Annotated in this window: 15 protein-coding genes and 1 pseudogene; 6 read left to right on the top strand and 10 right to left on the bottom strand. The window is 65.6% G+C overall.

The window, feature by feature from the left end:
• The first annotated feature begins 250 nt into the window (after positions 1-250).
• The 3 genes from dnaK (at position 251) to pabB (ending at position 5,577) form a co-directional block, all read left to right on the top strand.
• Positions 251-2,209, top strand: coding sequence for a molecular chaperone DnaK (gene dnaK, locus ACOJB8_RS24550; protein ID WP_069267784.1), 1,959 nt, complete (start codon positions 251-253; stop codon positions 2,207-2,209).
• A 294-nt stretch (positions 2,210-2,503) separates the two neighbouring features.
• Positions 2,504-3,640 (top strand): molecular chaperone DnaJ, encoded by a 1,137-nt coding sequence (gene dnaJ, locus ACOJB8_RS24545; protein ID WP_069267783.1) that lies wholly within the window; start codon positions 2,504-2,506, stop codon positions 3,638-3,640.
• A 53-nt stretch (positions 3,641-3,693) separates the two neighbouring features.
• Positions 3,694-5,577, top strand: coding sequence for an aminodeoxychorismate synthase component I (gene pabB, locus ACOJB8_RS24540; RefSeq protein ID WP_368683765.1), 1,884 nt, complete (start codon positions 3,694-3,696; stop codon positions 5,575-5,577).
• Positions 5,578-5,669: 92 nt separating this feature from the next.
• Here pabB and panB read toward each other — a convergent pair whose 3' ends face one another.
• The 6 genes and pseudogenes from panB to hda all read right to left on the bottom strand — a co-directional run.
• The gene (gene panB, locus ACOJB8_RS24535; RefSeq protein ID WP_069267781.1) at positions 5,670-6,485 is read right to left on the bottom strand and encodes a 3-methyl-2-oxobutanoate hydroxymethyltransferase; all 816 of its coding nucleotides are present in this window, start codon (positions 6,483-6,485) and stop codon (positions 5,670-5,672) included.
• 66 nt (positions 6,486-6,551) lie between these two features.
• Entirely contained in the window at positions 6,552-7,244 is a 693-nt protein-coding gene (locus tag ACOJB8_RS24530) for a deoxynucleoside kinase (RefSeq protein ID WP_342947697.1), read from the bottom strand.
• Complete coding sequence (folK, locus tag ACOJB8_RS24525) at positions 7,241-7,786, bottom strand: 2-amino-4-hydroxy-6-hydroxymethyldihydropteridine diphosphokinase (RefSeq protein WP_342947698.1); 546 nt, start codon at positions 7,784-7,786, stop codon at positions 7,241-7,243. The genes ACOJB8_RS24530 and folK overlap by 4 nt, the downstream gene beginning before the upstream one ends.
• A 72-nt stretch (positions 7,787-7,858) precedes the next feature.
• Positions 7,859-9,493, bottom strand: a complete 1,635-nt coding sequence (gene pcnB, locus ACOJB8_RS24520) for a polynucleotide adenylyltransferase PcnB (protein ID WP_475014784.1) — start codon at positions 9,491-9,493, stop codon at positions 7,859-7,861.
• Positions 9,490-10,176: a histidinol-phosphatase gene (locus ACOJB8_RS24515; RefSeq protein ID WP_069267777.1), complete on the bottom strand. Its 687-nt coding sequence runs from the start codon at positions 10,174-10,176 to the stop codon at positions 9,490-9,492. The genes pcnB and ACOJB8_RS24515 overlap by 4 nt, the downstream gene beginning before the upstream one ends.
• A 617-nt stretch (positions 10,177-10,793) precedes the next feature.
• Positions 10,794-11,495, bottom strand: a pseudogene (gene hda / locus ACOJB8_RS24510) (DnaA regulatory inactivator Hda); the annotation flags it as partial.
• 283 nt (positions 11,496-11,778) lie between these two features.
• Between hda and purM the strand changes: the two are divergent.
• Entirely contained in the window at positions 11,779-12,852 is a 1,074-nt protein-coding gene (gene purM / locus ACOJB8_RS24505) for a phosphoribosylformylglycinamidine cyclo-ligase (RefSeq protein ID WP_069267776.1), read from the top strand.
• Positions 12,853-12,929: 77 nt separating this feature from the next.
• On the opposite strand, the gene kynA is transcribed toward purM, so the two are convergent.
• From kynA to kynB, 3 genes are read right to left on the bottom strand one after another with little or no spacing between them, the layout of a single operon-like run.
• Positions 12,930-13,898 (bottom strand): tryptophan 2,3-dioxygenase, encoded by a 969-nt coding sequence (gene kynA / locus ACOJB8_RS24500; RefSeq protein ID WP_368683766.1) that lies wholly within the window; start codon positions 13,896-13,898, stop codon positions 12,930-12,932.
• Between the two features lie 10 nt (positions 13,899-13,908).
• Positions 13,909-15,159, bottom strand: a complete 1,251-nt coding sequence (gene kynU / locus ACOJB8_RS24495) for a kynureninase (protein WP_475014780.1) — start codon at positions 15,157-15,159, stop codon at positions 13,909-13,911.
• Positions 15,160-15,193: 34 nt separating this feature from the next.
• The gene (gene kynB / locus ACOJB8_RS24490) at positions 15,194-15,835 is read right to left on the bottom strand and encodes an arylformamidase (protein WP_475014778.1); all 642 of its coding nucleotides are present in this window, start codon (positions 15,833-15,835) and stop codon (positions 15,194-15,196) included.
• Between the two features lie 174 nt (positions 15,836-16,009).
• Here kynB and ACOJB8_RS24485 point away from each other — a divergent pair, with 174 nt between their 5' ends.
• Entirely contained in the window at positions 16,010-16,516 is a 507-nt protein-coding gene (locus ACOJB8_RS24485) for an Lrp/AsnC family transcriptional regulator (RefSeq protein ID WP_069267772.1), read from the top strand.
• Positions 16,517-16,547: 31 nt separating this feature from the next.
• Here ACOJB8_RS24485 and ACOJB8_RS24480 read toward each other — a convergent pair whose 3' ends face one another.
• Positions 16,548-17,060 (bottom strand): flavin reductase family protein, encoded by a 513-nt coding sequence (locus ACOJB8_RS24480; protein ID WP_069267771.1) that lies wholly within the window; start codon positions 17,058-17,060, stop codon positions 16,548-16,550.
• 192 nt (positions 17,061-17,252) lie between these two features.
• Between ACOJB8_RS24480 and msrA the strand changes: the two genes are divergently transcribed.
• Positions 17,253-17,801, top strand: coding sequence for a peptide-methionine (S)-S-oxide reductase MsrA (msrA, locus tag ACOJB8_RS24475; protein ID WP_069267770.1), 549 nt, complete (start codon positions 17,253-17,255; stop codon positions 17,799-17,801).
• Positions 17,802-17,821: the final 20 nt, after the last annotated feature.

Genomic DNA, 17,821 nt, shown 5'->3' with positions numbered 1-17,821 from the left:
GAAAGATGTAAGTAATGCGGTGGCCTGAAGGAACCCAAAGGAAACCCAAAGGCCCTGCGATTAAAAAAAATGATGGAACGCATAGCCCAAACCCCTTGAAATCGCCGTAGCGGCACTTATTTGGGCAGTAGTTCCGTATTGAAGTGGACGCCAGCCGCGCACAAGGGAAAACGCGGCTCGAGCATGTAGTTACCTGCGCAGCGCGAAAGCGGCGTCCGCACAGCGACCAAATTCTGGAGATTTGACAAAAATGGGCAAAATCATTGGTATCGACCTCGGCACCACCAACTCGTGCGTGGCGCTGATGGAAGGCAATCAGGTCAAGGTGATCGAGAACTCGGAAGGCGCCCGTACGACGCCTTCGATCATCGCCTACATGGACGACAACGAAGTTCTGGTCGGCGCACCGGCCAAGCGCCAGTCGGTCACGAACCCGAAGAACACGCTGTACGCAGTCAAGCGCCTGATCGGCCGCCGCTTCGAAGAGAAGGAAGTGCAGAAGGACATCGGCCTGATGCCCTACAAGATCGTCAAGCACGACAACGGCGACGCCTGGGTCGAAGCGCATGGCGCGAAGCTCGCGCCGTCGCAGGTTTCGGCTGAAGTGCTGCGCAAGATGAAGAAGACCGCTGAAGACTACCTCGGCGAGCCGGTCACCGAAGCCGTGATCACGGTTCCCGCGTACTTCAACGACAGCCAGCGTCAGGCCACCAAGGACGCCGGCCGCATCGCCGGCCTGGAAGTCAAGCGCATCATCAACGAGCCGACGGCAGCCGCACTCGCGTTCGGTCTGGACAAGGCCGAAAAGGGCGACCGCAAGATCGCCGTGTTCGACCTGGGCGGCGGCACGTTCGATATCTCGATCATCGAAATCGCGGATGTCGACGGCGAAATGCAGTTCGAAGTGCTCTCGACCAACGGCGACACGTTCCTCGGCGGTGAAGACTTCGACCAGCGCATCATCGATTACATCATCGGCGAGTTCAAGAAAGAGCAGGGCGTCGACCTCTCGAAGGACGTGCTCGCGCTGCAACGCCTGAAGGAAGCCGCTGAAAAGGCCAAGATCGAACTGTCGTCGGGCCAGCAGACCGACATCAACCTGCCGTACATCACGGCAGACGCGTCGGGTCCGAAGCACTTGAACCTCAAGTTCACGCGCGCCAAGCTGGAAGCGCTGGTCGAGGAACTGATCGAGCGCACCATCGAGCCGTGCCGCATGGCGATCAAGGACGCAGGCGTGAAGGTCGGCGACATCGACGACGTGATTCTCGTCGGCGGCCAGACGCGTATGCCGAAGGTGCAGGAGAAGGTCAAGGAGTTCTTCGGCAAGGACCCGCGCCGTGACGTGAACCCGGACGAAGCCGTGGCCGTTGGCGCCGCGATCCAGGGGCAGGTGCTCTCGGGTGACCGCAAGGACGTGCTGCTCCTCGACGTGACCCCGCTGTCGCTCGGTATCGAGACGCTCGGCGGCGTGATGACGAAGATGATCAACAAGAACACCACGATCCCGACCAAGCACGCACAGGTCTACTCGACGGCGGACGACAGCCAGTCGGCCGTGACGATCAAGGTGTTCCAGGGCGAGCGCGAAATGGCAGCGGGCAACAAGCTGCTCGGCGAGTTCAACCTCGAAGGCATTCCGCCCGCACCGCGCGGCGTGCCGCAGATCGAAGTGACCTTCGACATCGACGCGAACGGCATTCTGCACGTGGGCGCGAAGGACAAGGCCACCGGCAAGGAAAACAAGATCACCATCAAGGCGAACTCGGGTCTGTCGGAAGCCGAAATCGAGAAGATGGTGAAGGACGCCGAAGCGAACGCGGAAGAAGATCACCGTCTGCGCGAGATTGCCGACGCGCGCAACCAGGGCGACGCACTGGTGCACAGCACGAAGAAGGCCGTGGCCGAGTATGGCGACAAGATCGAAGCCAGCGAAAAGGAAACGATCGAAGCCGCGCTGAAGGACCTCGAAGAAACGCTGAAGAGCTCGTCGGCCGACAAGGCGACGATCGAGGCGAAGGTCGAGGCGCTGTCGGCAGCGTCGCAGAAGCTCGGCGAGAAGATGTACGCCGACATGCAGGCGCAGCAGGCAGGCGCGGCCGGTGCCGCCGGCGCGGGTGCCGCAGGTGCCGGTGCGGCCGAGCAGGGCGCGCAGAACGACGCCGACGACGTGGTCGACGCCGAGTTCAAGGAAGTCAAGAAGGACTAAGCCGGTTCGTGGCGGTCATGACCGTTCTGCCTGATCAGCGAACGGTCGTGATCCGATGAAAGCGACTACGAAAGCGGCCGCATCGGTTACGATGCGTGTCAGCATTGCAGCGCCTGGCGAGCCATCCGGCTCTCCGGGCACATTTGTTTTATGGAGGCCGTTCTCTGTCAGGGGCCGCCGCGGCGTGATAAGCGCCTGTGCGGATGTTCAGGGGAACGGCAAACGGGTCACGAGATCCAGCATTCAAGAGGAGCCGGCGCGCGCCGTGAAGCGCGAGGCCGGCGTTGAACCGATATGGCGAAACGGGATTACTACGAGGTTCTGGGCGTCGCGAAGAACGCGAGCGACGACGAAATCAAGAAGGCGTATCGCAAGCTCGCGATGAAGTATCACCCCGACCGCAATCCGGACAACAAGGATGCGGAAGAGCATTTCAAGGAGGCCAAAGAGGCCTACGAAATGCTGTCGGACTCGCAAAAGCGCGCGGCTTACGACCAGTACGGCCACGCCGGCGTCGATCCCAACATGGGCGGCGCGGGCGCGCAGGGCTTCGGCGGGTTCGCGGACGCTTTCGGCGACATCTTCGGCGATATCTTCGGCCAGGCCGCTGGCGGCGGCCGCGGTGGCCAGCGCAGCGGCCCGCAGGTGTATCGCGGCGCGGACCTGCGCTACAGCATGGAAATCTCGCTGGAGCAGGCGGCGCACGGCTACGAGACGCAGATCCGCGTGCCGGGCTGGACCGGCTGTGAAGTCTGTCACGGCTCGGGCGCGAAGCCCGGCACGAAGCCCGAAACCTGCCCGACCTGCCATGGTTCGGGTTCGGTGCGCATGTCGCAAGGCTTCTTCAGCATCCAGCAGACTTGCCCTAAGTGCCACGGCACGGGCTCGTACATTCCTGAACCCTGCACGAACTGCCACGGCGCAGGCAAGGTCAAGGAAACCAAGACGCTCGAAGTGAAGATTCCGGCGGGCATCGACGACGGCATGCGCATCCGTTCGGCTGGCAACGGCGAGCCTGGCATCAACGGCGGGCCGTCGGGCGATCTGTATGTCGAGATCCACATCAAGCAGCACGCGGTGTTCGAGCGCGACGGCGACGACCTGCACTGCCAGATGCCGATTCCGTTCACCACGGCGGCGCTGGGCGGCGAGATCGAAGTGCCGACGCTGGCGGGCCGCGCCTCGTTCACGGTGCCCGAAGGCACGCAGTCGGGCAAGACGTTCCGTCTGCGTGGCAAGGGCATCAAGGGTCTGCGTTCGAGCATCGCCGGCGATCTGTATGTGCATGTTCAGGTGGAAACGCCGGTCAAGCTCACCGAACACCAGCGCGAGATGCTGCAGCAGTTCGAGAAGTCGCTCGTGGAAGGCGGTTCGCGCCACAGCCCGCAAAGCAAGAGCTGGTTCGACCGCGTGAAGAGCTTCTTCGACTGACGCGCTTTTCCGGCGTCACCATGCAGCAGGTAAGCAGCAGGTAGTGATCAGCAATGGCAGTCAATCCTGGCGGCGCGACTTTCGCGCTGCTCGACGATGGCGACTCGACGGCGGTGAGCCGCTCGAGCCGCCTCTATACGGGGTTCGTGCGCGAGCTTGCGTGCCAACGCGCGGCGGATCTCGACGCGGTGTGCGCGCAGGCGAATGCCGAACTGGGCAAGGGACTTCACGCCCTCGTGATCGGCGACTACGAGTTTGGACGCACGCTCGAATTCGCCAGGCGCGACACGACCTCATCCGACGAAACGCAGCACGGCCACGCCGCGCTGCGTTTTTTATTGTTCGAACGCTGCAAAACGCTCTCGCGCGAGGAAGCCGATGCTTGGCTCGCGGCGCAAGAGGGCGCTGAAGCGCCTGCGCCTGCAGGCGTGGCGGGCGTGACGATCGGTGTCGATCGCGAGCGCTTCGAGCATGACATCGCCGCCGTGCAGGATGCCTTGCGCGCGGGCGACTCGTATCAGATCAACTACACCTACCGGCTCGGCTTCGAGGCGTACGGTTCGCCGCTCGCGCTTTACAGGCGCTTGCGCGAGCGTCAGCGCGTGCGTTACGGCGCGCTGATCGCGTTGCCGGGCGACCGCTGGGTGCTCTCGTGCTCGCCGGAGCTGTTCGTGGAGAAGCGCGGCCAAACGTTGCGCGCGAAACCGATGAAGGGCACGGCCGCGCGCAGCGCCGATGCGGAGCAGGACGCCGCCGCCGCGCGTTTTCTCGCGAACGACCCCAAGAACCGCGCCGAGAACGTGATGATCGTCGACCTGCTGCGCAACGACCTCTCGCGCGTCGCGCAAACCGGCTCGGTGCGCGTCCCGGCGCTCTTCAGTGTCGAGCCCTACGCGTCCGTCTGGCAGATGACTTCGACCGTGGAAGCGACGCTGCGCGAAGGTACGACATTCGCCGGCGTCATGCGCGCGCTTTTCCCGTGCGGCTCGATCACGGGTGCGCCCAAGCACCGGACGATGGAGCTGATCGAAGCGCTCGAGCATGCGCCGCGCGGGCTTTACACAGGCACGATAGGCTGGCTCGAGGCGCCCTCGGCAGGCGAGGTTTGCGGCGACTTTTGCCTCTCGGTCGTGATCCGCACGTTGACGCTCGACGCGCCGTCCGGGGGCACGGGCGCCACTCGGCGCGGCGAAATGGGCGTTGGTGCGGGCATCGTGCTCGACAGCGTGGCTGCCGACGAATACGAGGAGTGCCGCTTGAAAGCCCGTTTTCTCACCGATGCCGACCCGGGCATCGAATGCTTCGAAACGATGTGCGCGACGCGCGCTGAGGGCGTGCGCCACGTGGAGCGTCACCTTGCGCGGCTCGCGGCGAGCGCGGCGTGGCTCGGCTTCCCGTGCGACGTTCAAGCGTTGCGAGCGCGCATCGACGAAAGCTTGGCCAAACTTGCTGACCAAAACGCGCCACACCGTTTGCGTCTCGCGCTCGGCAAGAGCGGGGCAGCGACGATTACCAGCGCACCGCTTGCGCCGCTCGCGCAAGACACCGTAGGCGTGCTGCTGGCATCGGACTACGGCTTTGCGCCGGTCGAATCCGCCGACGCGCTGTTGCTGCGCAAGACCACGCGCCGTGCAGAATTCGATCGTGCGTGGCGCGAGGCCGAAGCGCAGGGCGGCTTCGACATGCTGTTCTTCAACGAGCGCGGCGAACTGACCGAAGGCGGCCGCTCGAACGTGTTCGTGAAGCGCGACGGCAAATGGTTCACGCCACCGCTCGCCTCGGGCGTGCTGCCGGGCGTGATGCGCGGCGTGCTGCTCGACGACGATGCATTCGGCGCACAGGAGCGCGTGCTCACGCGCGACGATGTGCTCGACGCCGAGGCCTTGATGCTCACGAACGCGCTGCGCGGCGCGGTGCCGGCGCGCTTGATTCGATGAAGCTCGCGTAGCGCACCACAGGCGCACCACAAAAACAAAGCGCGCTCCCAACGGAGCGCGCTTTGTTGATTCTGCGAAGCGAAGCTGCCCAATCAGAACACGTGCTCGGGCCCCGGGAACGTGCCCTCCTTCACGGCCTGCACATACGCGCGCACGGCCGATTCGATATCGGGCTGGCCCGTCATGAAGTCCTTCACGAAGCGCGGCCGCTTGCCGGGGAAAATGCCGAGCATGTCGTGCAGCACGAGCACCTGGCCCGAGCAGTCGACGCCCGCGCCGATGCCGATGGTCGGAATGCGCAACTGCTTCGTCACTTCCGCGCCGAGCGCCGCGGGCACGGCTTCGATCACCACGAGCTGCGCGCCGGCATCCTGCAGCGCCAGCGCGTCGCGAATCATCTGCGTCGCGGCCGCATCGCTCTTGCCCTGCACCTTGAAGCCACCGAACGCATGCACCGATTGCGGCGTGAGGCCGATGTGCGCGCACACGGGCACGGCGCGCTCCACCAGCATCTTCACCGTGGGCGCGAGCCATTCGCCGCCCTCGATCTTTACCATCTGCGCGCCGGCGCGCATGAGCTTCACCGAGTTCGCAAACGCGTCTTCGGGCGTGCCGAAGGTGCCGAACGGCAGATCGGCGATGATCAGCGCCTTGGTCTGCGCGCGCGCCACGCAGGCCGTGTGATAGGCGATGTCGTCGATGGTGACGGGCAGCGTCGTGGTGTGCCCCTGGAGCACGTTGCCGAGCGAGTCGCCGATCAGCACCGTATCGACGCCCGCGCGCTCGCACAGCGCCGAGAAGCTCGCGTCATAGCACGTCAGCATCGCGATGCGTTCGCCTGCATCGCGCATGGCCTGGAGTTTGGGCACGGTGACCGCGCTGCGGCTCGTTTCCTGCAGGTAAGTCATGGGGAAATCCGTTGGGAAAGGGAAAACGGGGAGGGGCTGCGCCGCGCGATCGCGCCGATGAGGCGGTTATAGCGACGTGCCCTTGACGAAGGATTCCTTGCGGCCGCGCATCGTCTCGATACGTTCGGCGACGAGCGCGAGGTCCGCATCGGAACCTGGCAGATCCAGATGCTCCGCGCCGACGGTGAGCACCGGCGCATGATCGTAATGATAGAAAAAATCGTTGTAGCTGTCGCAGAGCGCCCGCAGGAACGCACTCGAAATAGCCAGCTCGCGCGGCAATGCCCGCTTCTGGATGCGCGCGTACAGCGCCTCGGGGCTCGCCTGCAGATAGACGACGAGGTCGGGCGCGGGCGCCGATGAGGTCAGGCGCGAGGCGAGCGCGCGGTAGAGCGGCAGTTCGTCTTCGGCGAGTGTGAGGCGTGCGAACAGATCGTTGCGTTCGGCAAGGAAATTCGTCATGAGCGGCACGCCCGCTTCACGGCGCGCGGCGACGTCGCGCGAAAGTTGCTCGCGTTGCAAGGCGATATGCAACTGCGCCGCGAGCGCGTGCGACGAGGGCGCGGTGTCGCGATACACGCGTTCCAGAAACGGATTCTCGGCGTTCGATTCGAACAGCGTCTGCATCGACCAGCGTTCGGCCAGACGCGTCGCGAGCGTCGTCTTGCCCGCGCCGATCGGCCCTTCGATCACGATGTACTGGAGCGCGGCCGGTCGCGTGGCACGCGCGCTGACGACGGGCAGGGGTGTCGTGCTCATCGGCAGTTGCCGGAGCCGGAGGGCGGCGTGTCCGGTGCTGGCGCCACACCCATGCACTGGCACAACGGCTTGACCTTCTCGATGCGCTGGGCGGCCACGGCGGCGAGGAACGCGCTGGCGGGCCCCTGGCCCGGAATCACGAGTTCGGGATCGATCTCGACGAGCGGCACGAGCGCGAATGCGCGGCCCGTCATGCGCGGATGCGGCACGACGAGGTCGGTTTCGTCGATGGTGGCGTCGCCGTAAAGCAGGATATCGATGTCGAGCGTGCGGGGCGCGTTGCGAAAGGGGCGCTCCCGGCCGAAATGATGCTCGACGCGCTGGCACAGGCCGAGCAGCGCGTGAACGTCGAGACTCGTCTCGATCTTCACGACGCAGTTGTAATAGTCGTCGCCGCCCGCGTCGATGGGCGCGGTGCGGTACAGACTCGATTTGGCGACGACGGTGAGGGTGTGCTGTTGTGCAAGGCACACCACCGCGTCTTTGAGGGTTTGGCGCGCATCCCCCAGATTCGCGCCAATTCCCAGCCAGGCAACCGTCATGGCTTCACTTCCTGCGACTTTTGTTGCGGTTCGACGCATGTGCGCCGCGGCAAGCCGCGACGCCGCACGGCGTCAGTCCTCGTGCGGACCGGCGTGGCCGTCATAGTCCGCACTGCTGGCTTCATGCACGTCACCGGCAGCGCCGGCTTCCGATACAGCACCTTCGCCCGTTCTGCGGCTCTTCGCGCCGCCGCGGCGGCGGCGTTTGCGCGGCGAGCGCTCCTTGCCGCCCTGCGCGAGAAGCGTCTCGCGCTCGGCGTTGTCGCCGGAAATGAAGTCCGTCCACCATTGGCCGACTTCGGCGTCCAGCTCGCCCGATTCGCAGCGCAGCAGGAGGAAATCATACCCCGCTCTAAATCTTTGGTGTTCCAGCAGCTTGATCGCGCCGCGGCCACGTTTTTCGAGGCGCAGCTGCAGGCCCCAGATCTCGCGCATATCCGACGAAAAACGACGGTGAATCGCCAGTTTTTCCGTTTGCGCGTCGATGACGTCGTCCATCGCGCGATGCAACGCCGGCACGGGCAATTCGCCTTCGGCCGTATATTGCTGCCAGCGTTGCTGCACGTCGTGCCACAGCAGCGTGGCGAACAGGAAGCCCGGCGAGACCGGCTTGCCTGCACGTACGCGCGCGTCGGTGTTCGACAGCGCGAGCGTGATGAAGCGCTCGCCTTGCGGCTGTTCGAGCACCACGTCGAGCAGCGGCAGCAGGCCGTGATGGAGCCCTTCCTTGCGCAACCACTTGAGGCACTCGAGCGCGTGGCCCGAGAGCAGCAGCTTGAGCATTTCGTCGAAAAGACGCGCGGCCGGTACGTTGTTGATGAGGTCCGCGAGCTTCACGATGGGGTCGCGCGTGTGCTCCTCGATCTCGAAGCCGAGCTTCGCCGCGAAACGCACTACGCGCAGCATGCGCACCGGATCTTCGCGATAGCGGGTGGCCGGGTCGCCGATCATGCGCAGCAGGCGCGCGCGCATGTCGGCCATGCCGTTGTGGTAATCCAGCACGGTTTGCGTGGCCGGATCGTAGTACATCGCGTTGATCGTGAAGTCGCGGCGCGTGGCGTCTTCGTGCTGCTCGCCCCAGACGTTGTCGCGCAGCACGCGGCCGCTCGCATCGACGTGGTGCGTCTTGCGGTCGAGCTCGTCGCGGCGCATGCGCTTTGCGGGCGCCGGCGCGGGCGCTTCGGCGTCCGCAGGCGGCGCATCCACGAGCGCGCGGAACGTCGAGACCTCGATGATCTCCTGGCCGAACTGCACGTGCACGATCTGGAAGCGCCGGCCGATGATGCGCGCGCGGCGGAACAGCTTCTGCACCTGGTCGGGCGTGGCGTCGGTGGCGACGTCGAAGTCCTTGGGCGCCACGCCGAGCAGCAGATCGCGCACCGCGCCGCCGACGATGAACGCGCGGAAGCCCGCCTGCTGCAGACCTTCGGTCACGCGCACGGCGTTGCGCGAGATGAGCGCGGGATTGATGCCGTGGACGTCGGCGGAAAGGATGACGGGCGTGGCCGGATCGGGCGCGCTCTTGCCGGCGCGCGGCTTCGAAGTCTTCTGTGCGCTGGCCGGCTTGCGGCGCGCGCGGGTGCTGCCGGCGAGCGCGGTTGCGCCTTCATGCGAGGCCGTGTCCGGATCGGCGGCGGGGGCTTCGGTGTCTTGCGCCGCTTCGGCGTCGTCCTGGCCGAACAGCTTGCGGATGAGTTTCTTGATCACTGGGCTTGGAACAAATCGAGAATGCGCCAGCCCGCTTGTTGCGCGTGAGCGCGCAGGGTGTCGTCGGGGTTGGTGGCGATCGGGTCGGTGACGTTTTCGAGCAGCGGAATATCGTTGTGCGAGTCGCTATAGAAGTAGCTGTGCTCGAAGTCCGAAAAGCGCTTGCCGAGCGAGGCGAGCCATTGCTCGACGCGCACGATCTTGCCTTCGCGGTAGCTCGGCGTGCCCGTCGGGCGGCCGGTGAAGGCCGAGGCCGGATGGCCGTCCACGGTTTCGACTTCGCACGCGATCAGCTTGTCCACGCCGAAGACCTCGGCGATGGGCGCCGTGATGAATTCGTTGGTGGCCGTGACTACGCAGCAGAGGTCGCCCGCTTCCTTGTGCTTTTTCACGAGCTCGACTGCGCTTGGCAGGATGGTCGGCTTGATCACCTCGTGCATGTACTGGTCGTGCCATTCCTTCAACTGCGCGCGCGAATATTTCGCGAGCGGCGTGAGCATGGCGACGAGGTAAGCGTGGATGTCGAGCTTGCCGGCCTTGTAGTCGGCGTAGAAGCGGTCGTTTTGCTCCGCAAAGCGCTCGCCGTCGACAATGCCGAGCTTCACCATGAAGCGGCCCCATTCGTGGTCGCTGTCGGTGGGGATCAGGGTGTGATCGAGATCAAAAAGTGCAAGGTTAGCCATGGGCGCTCATTTTACTTGAAGCGGGAGACGCCGTTGCCGCCGCCGGCGGGCGGCGTCGGCGCGGCGGGGTCCGCGGGGGATTCGGGGCCTGCAGGCGCGTCGTTCTGGGCGGGCGCGTTGTTCCCTTGCGATGGCGATGTATCGGACGCATCGGGCGTCGACGGTGGCTGTCCCGGCGTCTCGCCCGGGTTTGTCTCGGGTGCAGCGGTGCCGGCGGGCGGATCGAGGTCGCCGCGCAACTCGCCGGTCATCTCGTTGCTCACGTCGGCATCGACTTCGCCCTTGAGTTCAGTGCCCAGTTCCTTGTGGACGACATGACGATATTTGGCCCCCAATTCGCCTTCGACGTTGTCGGTCGGCTTGTCGAAGGGCACGGGCGTTGGCGGGCGCGCCTGCAACGCCGGCGGTTTCGGCGCCTCGTAGGGCTGGGCGTCGTCGGGCCCGGCGGCGGGGGCTTCCGGCTCGCTGGGGAAGAGCGACGGCTCCTCGCCTTCTGCGGATGGCGTGGGGGCCACCGCGTTGCCGCTGGGCTCATCTTCGCGCGCGTCACTCGCGTCGTCCGTTTCTGCCGGCTCTTCGGCGGACAATTCTTCGTCCGTCGGCAATGCGCTCGCGACGCTCACCAGATCGCCCACGCCCTTCGCGAGCATCGCGCGCAACAGCGGCAGCGTGACCGCGCGCTTCTGTTCGAGTGAAAAGCGGTCGAGCGCGTCGAGCAAGCCCATCAGGCTCGGCATGTCGCGCCGGAAATGCGTGAGCAGGTAGGCGGGCACGTCGTCGGCGAGCGCAATGCCGCGCTCGCGCGCCGCGAGCTTGAGGATGGCCGCCTTGCCTTCGTCGGAGAGCGGCGCAAGGTGGAACACGAGGCCCCAGCCGAGGCGCGTGCGCAGGTCCTCGCGCACGGCGAGACCCATGGGCGGCGCGTTGCCCGTCGCCACGAGCGCGCAGGCGGGGTAAGAGCGCACCTCGTTGAACAGGTTGAAGAGCGCGATCTGCTGCGCGCCCGAGAGCGAATCGCAGTCGTCCACCGCATAGATCGTCACGCGCGGATCGAACGTGAACGCCGCCAGCGCGCTTTGCGGGCCCAGATACCGCACATGGCCCGGCGGCGCTTCGTCGGCGAGTGCGTGCAGTAGGTGGCTGCGTCCGTTGCCGGGCTCGCCCCAGACATAGAACGTGCGATCGGCGATCGGGCCCGCCATGAGCGCCGCGTCCAGACCGCGCAGGCGCGCGACCAGCTCGGCGTTGGCGCCGATATGGAAGTTGTCGAAGGTCGATGGCGGCGGGGTGCCGAGATCGAGCGTTAACTGTCGCTGCACGGTGTGTCTGGACGGAGTCGGTTCTAGTAAAGCGTGCTCTCGTGAGAACCACGGAGGTCACTGGGCCGCGGCCGCCGCAGCACGATGCCGAAGGCGAGCGCGATCCCGGTCCCGATAACGGCCCGACGCTGGTACGGTGCGTAATACGGTGTGTTGTGCGGCAAAACTCGGTTTCCGGTTGTGGGGCACAGGCGAGGCGCGTTCCAAATCTCGCTCCACCCGCGGCGGCGGGGCGCCGTCAATCGGTTAAAATCGCATTTTACCGACCTTCTGGCGCTTCCCCATGAATCAACCGAAATCCGGCCCCGCTAATCAGGCACAGTCGCAGGACCAAGGCCTCTCCTACGCCGACGCTGGCGTCGACATGGTCGCGGGCGACGCGCTCGTCGATCGCATCAAGCCGTTTGCGAAGAAGACCCTGCGCGAAGGCGTGATGGGCGGCATCGGCGGATTCGGCGCGCTCTTCGAAGTACCGAAGAGGTACAAGGAGCCCGTGCTCGTGTCGGGCACCGACGGCGTGGGCACCAAGCTGCGCCTCGCGTTTCATCTGAACAAACACGACACGGTCGGCCAGGATCTCGTCGCGATGAGCGTGAACGACATCCTCGTGCAGGGCGCCGAGCCGCTGTTCTTCCTCGACTACTTCGCCTGCGGCAAGCTCGACGTCGATACGGCGGCCACGGTCGTGAAGGGCATCGCGCAAGGCTGCGAGCTGTCGGGCTGCGCGCTGATCGGCGGTGAAACGGCCGAAATGCCGGGCATGTACCCCGACGGCGAATACGATCTCGCCGGCTTCGCGGTGGGCGCGGTCGAAAAGAGCAAGATCATCGACGGCAGCACGATCGCCCCGGGCGACGTGGTGCTCGGTCTCGCCTCGAGCGGCATTCACTCGAACGGCTTCTCGCTCGTACGCAAGATCATCGAGCGCGCGCAGCCGGACCTCGCCGCCGACTTCGACGGCCGCTCGCTCGCCGACGCGCTGATGGCGCCCACGCGCATCTACGTGAAGCCGCTGCTCAAGCTGATGGAAACCATCACGGTCAAGGGCATGGCGCACATCACCGGTGGCGGCCTCGTCGAGAACATTCCGCGCGTGCTGCGCGAAGGCCTCACGGCCGAACTGAACCACGCGGCATGGCCGCTGCCGCCGCTCTTCACGTGGCTGCAAAAGCACGGCGGCGTGGCCGATGCGGAAATGCACCGCGTGTTCAACTGCGGCATCGGCATGGCCGTGGTCGTGGCGGCGGATCAAGCCGACGCCGCTGCCTCGCTGCTGGCCGCCGCGGGCGAGCAGGTGTGGAAGATCGGCGTGGTGCGCGAAAGCAAGGAAGGCGAAGCACAGACCGTGGTGGTCTAAACCTCGCGCGTTGCCGCGCAAAAAAATGCCCGCCATCGACTGGCGGGCATTTTTGCTTTTCGGCGCCGCGTTCGGCGTTACAGCACCGTGCGCACGTGCCACAGCTCGGGAAAGAGCACGACATCGAGCATCTTGCGCAGATACGGCGCGCCATTCGTGCCGCCCGTGCCCTGCTTGAAGCCGATGATGCGCTCGACCGTCGTCACGTGGCGGAAACGCCATTGACGGAACGCGTCTTCGAGATCGACGAGCTCTTCGGCCATCTCGTACAAATCCCAGTACTCCGAAGGATTACGGTACACCTCCAGCCACGCCGCCTCGACCGTCGCGTCGTGTTCGGTCGGCAGGGTCCAGTCGCGGTTCAGGCGCTCGGGCGCGATCGCAAAGCCGCGCCGCGCGAGCAGGCGAATCACTTCGTCGTAGAACGAGGGTGCTTCGAGCGTCGCTTTCACCTGCTCGAAAATCTCGCCCCGATGCTCGTGCGGCTTGAGCATCTGCACGTTCTTGTTGCCGAGCAGGAACTCGATCTGCCGATATTGATACGACTGGAAGCCCGACGACGCACCGAGATACGGCCGCATGGCCGTGTATTCGGAGGGCGTGAGCGTCGAGAGAACGCTCCACGCCTGCACGAGCTGCTCCATGATCCGCGAGACGCGCGCGAGTTGCTTGAACGCGGGCGGCAGCGCGTCGCGGTGCACGTTGGCGAGCGCCGCGCGCAACTCGTAGAGCGCGAGCTTCATCCACAGCTCGCTCGTCTGATGCTGCACGATGAACAGCATCTCGTTGTGGTCGGGCGAGAGCGGATGCTGCGCACCCAGCACCGCGTCGAGCGCGAGGTAGTCGCCGTAGCTCATCGACTTCGAGAAGTCGAGCTGTGCGTCGTGCCAGCCTTCGCCTTCGCCTTGTGCCGCGGGCGCTTGCGCAGCGGAAGCGGGCGCGGCGGCGCCGTGTCCGAACGGGCAGCCGCCGCGTGCTGCGCTGTGGGTCTCACTCGTGGTTTCACCCGCGTCGGGCATGCCCGGGATTTGCATGTGATCGTTCATCTGCCGCTCCTCAGGTCACCGCGCCGCGCTCGGCGAATTCGGGCTTGCGCCAGGACTCGGTGGCGAGCACGTCACGCAGCGTTTCCACGGCGTCCCACACATCGACGTAACGCAGATACAGCGGCGTGAAGCCGAAGCGCAGCACGCGTGGCTCGCGATAGTCGCCGATCACGCCGCGCGCGATCAACGCCTGCATCACCTCATAGCCGCGCGGGTGCTCGAAGCTCACGTGCGAGCCGCGCTCCGCATGAGCGCGCGGCGTGACGAGCGTGAGGCCGTATGCCTTGCAGCGCGTCTCGACCAGTTCGATGAAGAGATCGGTGAGCGCGAGCGACTTGCGGCGGATCGCCTGCATGTCGGTTTGCAGGAACACGTCGAGACCGCACTCGACGAGCGCCATCGAAACGATCGGCTGCGTGCCGCACAGATAGCGGCCGATGCCGTTGTCCGGACGATAGACGGGGTTCATCTCGAACGGCGACTTGTGGCCCCACCAGCCCGAAAGCGGCTGCGAGAACGCATCCTGATGACGCTTGGGCACCCACACGAAACCGGGCGAACCGGGGCCGCCATTCAGGTACTTGTACGTGCAGCCCACCGCGTAGTCGGCGTTCGCACCGTTCAGGTCCACGGGCACGGCGCCTGCCGAATGCGCGAGATCCCACAGCGCGAGCGCGCCCTGCGCGTGAATATGCTCGGTGAGCGCGCGCATGTCGTGCATCTCCCCCGTGCGGTAGTTCACGTGCGTGATCATCGCGACGGCCACGTCTTCGCGGATCGCGGCATGCAACGCGGAGGGATCGTCGACGAGGCGCAGTTCATAGCCGCGGTCGAGCTGCTCGATGAGGCCTTGCGCGATGTACAGGTCGCTCGGAAAGTTCGAGCGCTCGGAAACGATCACGCGACGCTCCGGGTCGCGGGCGTTCTGCACGCGCAGCGCGGCGGAGAGCGCCTTGAAGAGGTTGATGGAGATGGTGTCGGTGACGACGACTTCGTCGTCGGCCGCGCCGATCAGCTTCGCGAGCTTGTTGCCCAGACGCTTGGGCATGGCGAACCAGCCCGCCGTGTTCCAGCTGCGGATCAGGCCTTCGCCCCATTCGCCGCCGATCACGGCCTGCGCGCGCGCCGCCGACGCCGAAGGCGGCACGCCGAGCGAGTTGCCGTCGAGATAGATGGTGCCGGCCGCGAGCGTGAATTGCTCGCGCAGGGTGGCGAGCGGATCGGCGCGATCGGCTGCCTGGGCTTCGTTGCGGTCGTTCATGTCTACGTTTCTTGGTTTGGCTAATTCAAGGGATTCAGTCGGCGGCCGAAGGCAGTTCGCGTAGCACGGCGCGCACGGGGCTGGCGTCGAGCGTCGCGAACTTCAGCGGCAGTGCAATGAGTTCGTAGTCGCCGGGCGCGATGTCGTCGAGCACGACGCCTTCGAGGATCGCCATGCCATGGGCGCGGATGCGGTGATGCGCGTCCATCGTCTTCGATTCCTGCGGGTCGAGCGAAGGCGTGTCGATGCCGATGAGACGCACGCCATGCGCGGCGAGCAGATCGATCGTTGCGGGCGCGACGGCGCAAAACTTGCTGTCCCAGCGGTCCTGCGGCGCGTGCGCGTAGGTACGCAGCAGCACGCGCGGCGGGATGCCGGGCAACGCGCCTTCCACGTGTTCGGGCAGCACGAGCGGCGCGGCGCCCACGCAATGAATGACGCGGCACGCGCCGATATACGTGTCGAGCGGCACTTCGCCGATCGGCGCGCCTTGGGCGTCGTAGTGCAGCGGGGCGTCGGTGTGCGCGCCGGTGTGTGGCGACATCGTCACGCGCGCGACGTTGACCGGCGAGCCCGCCTCCATGCGCCACACGCGCTCGACGCCAACGGGCGTATCGCCGGGCCAGACGGGCGTTTCGGGGTGAATCGGCGGCGAAATATCTTTGATCTTGGTCATGTCAGTGGCGTCTTGCGTTTGCGTTGTCTCCTGTCGGCCGCACTCAGTGCGGTCCCAAGCAAGGCTGATGCTTCGAATGATAGGCAACCCTGCGCGAAATGTGCTTGCAAAAAAACGCCGCAAAGTTCCGTTGGTGGCACATAATTTGGCTTAAGACGGGAATGGAGACCAAATATGAACGCAATCTCGCTTGATGCTACCGATTGCCGTATTCTCGCCGTGCTGCAGAACGAGGGGCGGATCAGTAATCTCGATCTGGCGGAGCGCATTTCGCTTTCGCCGTCGGCGTGCCTGCGCCGTTTGCGGCTGCTCGAGGAGCAAGGCGTGGTGGAGCGCTACCGCGCGAGCCTGAACCGCGAGATTCTCGGCTTCGAGATGGAGGCGTTCGTGCAGGTGTCGATGCGCAACGACCAGGAGAGCTGGCACGAGCGCTTCGTCACGGCGCTGCGCGACTGGCCGGAGGTGGTGGGGGCGTATGTGGTGACGGGCGAGACGCACTACCTGTTGCGCGTGCTCGCGCACAACCTCAAGCACTACTCGGACTTCGTGCTCAACAAGCTGTACAAGGCGCCGGGCGTGATGGACATCCGCTCGAACATCGTGCTCACGACGCTCAAGGTGGAAGTGGGCGTGCCGGTGGACCTGATCGCGCAGCGCGAGCCGAAGAGCGCGTCGGCGTAATCGGGAAAGACGGGGCGCGCGCCCCGCCGTATCAGAGCGACTGGAGCTGGTGGAACGCGCCGCCGTGGAACACGAGCGGCGAAGCGTCCGTGCCGTCCTCGCGCACGCCGCAGCGCTCCACTTCCCCGACGAAGATCACGTGGTCGCCTTCGTCGTAGCGGCTGCGGTTGTGGCACTCGAACCACGCGATCGCGCCGTCCAGCACGGGCATGCCGGTGTCGCCGGCCGCGTGCGAGACGCCCTCGAAACGGTCGCCCTTCACCGTCGCAAAGCGCTTGCACAGGTCGAGCTGCGACGCGGCGAGCACATTGATCACATAATGGCTGTTCGAGCGGAACACGGGCATGGATGCCGAGCGCGTGGCGAGGCTCCACAGCACGAGCGGCGGATTGAGCGAGACGGAGTTGAACGAGCTGGCCGTGATGCCGATGAGCGTGCCGTCGGGCGCGCGCGTCGTGATCACGGTCACGCCGGTGGCGAACTGGCCAAGCGCGCGGCGGAATGCGCCGTCGTCGAAATTGGGCGGGCTGGCGCGGCGGGTCATCGGTGCAGGCCTTCACGGGCCGCGCGCGCGGCGGCGGGAGCGGAAATCGGGATCAACGTCATGTGGAAATTCGGCGAATTGTCACAATTTTAGCGGAAGCGGCGGATGGCGGGTCGCGCGAGGCACCGGGCAGTGGTGTCCGCAATGAGGTCCGCAATGGCGTCCGCAGTCACGATCTAAGGAGCGAACAGCATGAGTCAGACAGTCGAAACGGCCACCCTGGGCGGCGGATGCTTCTGGTGCCTGGAGGCGGTGTATCTGCGCGTGGAGGGTGTGAGCGCGGTGGAGTCGGGCTACGCCGGCGGTCACGTGGCGAACCCGAGCTACGAGCAGGTCTGCGACGGCGACACCGGCCACGCCGAGGTCGTGAAGGTGGACTTCGATCCGGCGAAGATCGCGTATCGCGAGATTCTCGACATCTTCTTCGCGATTCACGATCCGACGCAGCTGAACCGCCAGGGCAACGACGTGGGCACGCAGTACCGCTCGGCGATCTTCACGCACTCGGAGGCGCAGCGCGAGACGGCCGAGCAGGCGATCCGTGAGCTGGCCGCTGAAGGCGTGTACGACGGCAAGATCGTCACTCAGGTGCTGCCGCTCGACGGCAACTATTTCCCCGCCGAGGCGTATCACCAGAACTACTTCGCGCAGCACCCGAACCAGGGCTATTGCTCGTTCGTGGTGGCGCCGAAGGTCGCGAAATTCCGCCAGAAGTTCGCGCACCGGCTCAAGGCTGAATAAGCTTCAAGTGGCGCGCGGCG

Source organism: Paraburkholderia sp. BR10141, from assembly GCF_056155635.1.
Note: the sequence above shows the minus strand (reverse complement) of the source record. Positions and strands in the feature narration are given on the sequence as shown.

Bases quoted from the DNA above. Each gene is read 5' to 3' on its own strand.
- dnaK (WP_069267784.1), top strand. From the start codon at position 251: ATGGGCAAAATCATTGGTATCGACCTCGGCACCACCAACTCGTGCGTG.
- dnaJ (WP_069267783.1), top strand. From the start codon at position 2,504: ATGGCGAAACGGGATTACTACGAGGTTCTGGGCGTCGCGAAGAACGCG.
- pabB (WP_368683765.1), top strand. From the start codon at position 3,694: ATGGCAGTCAATCCTGGCGGCGCGACTTTCGCGCTGCTCGACGATGGC.
- panB (WP_069267781.1), bottom strand. From the start codon at position 6,485: ATGACTTACCTGCAGGAAACGAGCCGCAGCGCGGTCACCGTGCCCAAA.
- ACOJB8_RS24530 (WP_342947697.1), bottom strand. From the start codon at position 7,244: ATGAGCACGACACCCCTGCCCGTCGTCAGCGCGCGTGCCACGCGACCG.
- folK (WP_342947698.1), bottom strand. From the start codon at position 7,786: ATGACGGTTGCCTGGCTGGGAATTGGCGCGAATCTGGGGGATGCGCGC.
- ACOJB8_RS24515 (WP_069267777.1), bottom strand. From the start codon at position 10,176: ATGGCTAACCTTGCACTTTTTGATCTCGATCACACCCTGATCCCCACC.
- purM (WP_069267776.1), top strand. From the start codon at position 11,779: ATGAATCAACCGAAATCCGGCCCCGCTAATCAGGCACAGTCGCAGGAC.
- kynA (WP_368683766.1), bottom strand. From the start codon at position 13,898: ATGAACGATCACATGCAAATCCCGGGCATGCCCGACGCGGGTGAAACC.
- kynU (WP_475014780.1), bottom strand. From the start codon at position 15,159: ATGAACGACCGCAACGAAGCCCAGGCAGCCGATCGCGCCGATCCGCTC.
- kynB (WP_475014778.1), bottom strand. From the start codon at position 15,835: ATGACCAAGATCAAAGATATTTCGCCGCCGATTCACCCCGAAACGCCC.
- ACOJB8_RS24485 (WP_069267772.1), top strand. From the start codon at position 16,010: ATGAACGCAATCTCGCTTGATGCTACCGATTGCCGTATTCTCGCCGTG.
- ACOJB8_RS24480 (WP_069267771.1), bottom strand. From the start codon at position 17,060: ATGACCCGCCGCGCCAGCCCGCCCAATTTCGACGACGGCGCATTCCGC.
- msrA (WP_069267770.1), top strand. From the start codon at position 17,253: ATGAGTCAGACAGTCGAAACGGCCACCCTGGGCGGCGGATGCTTCTGG.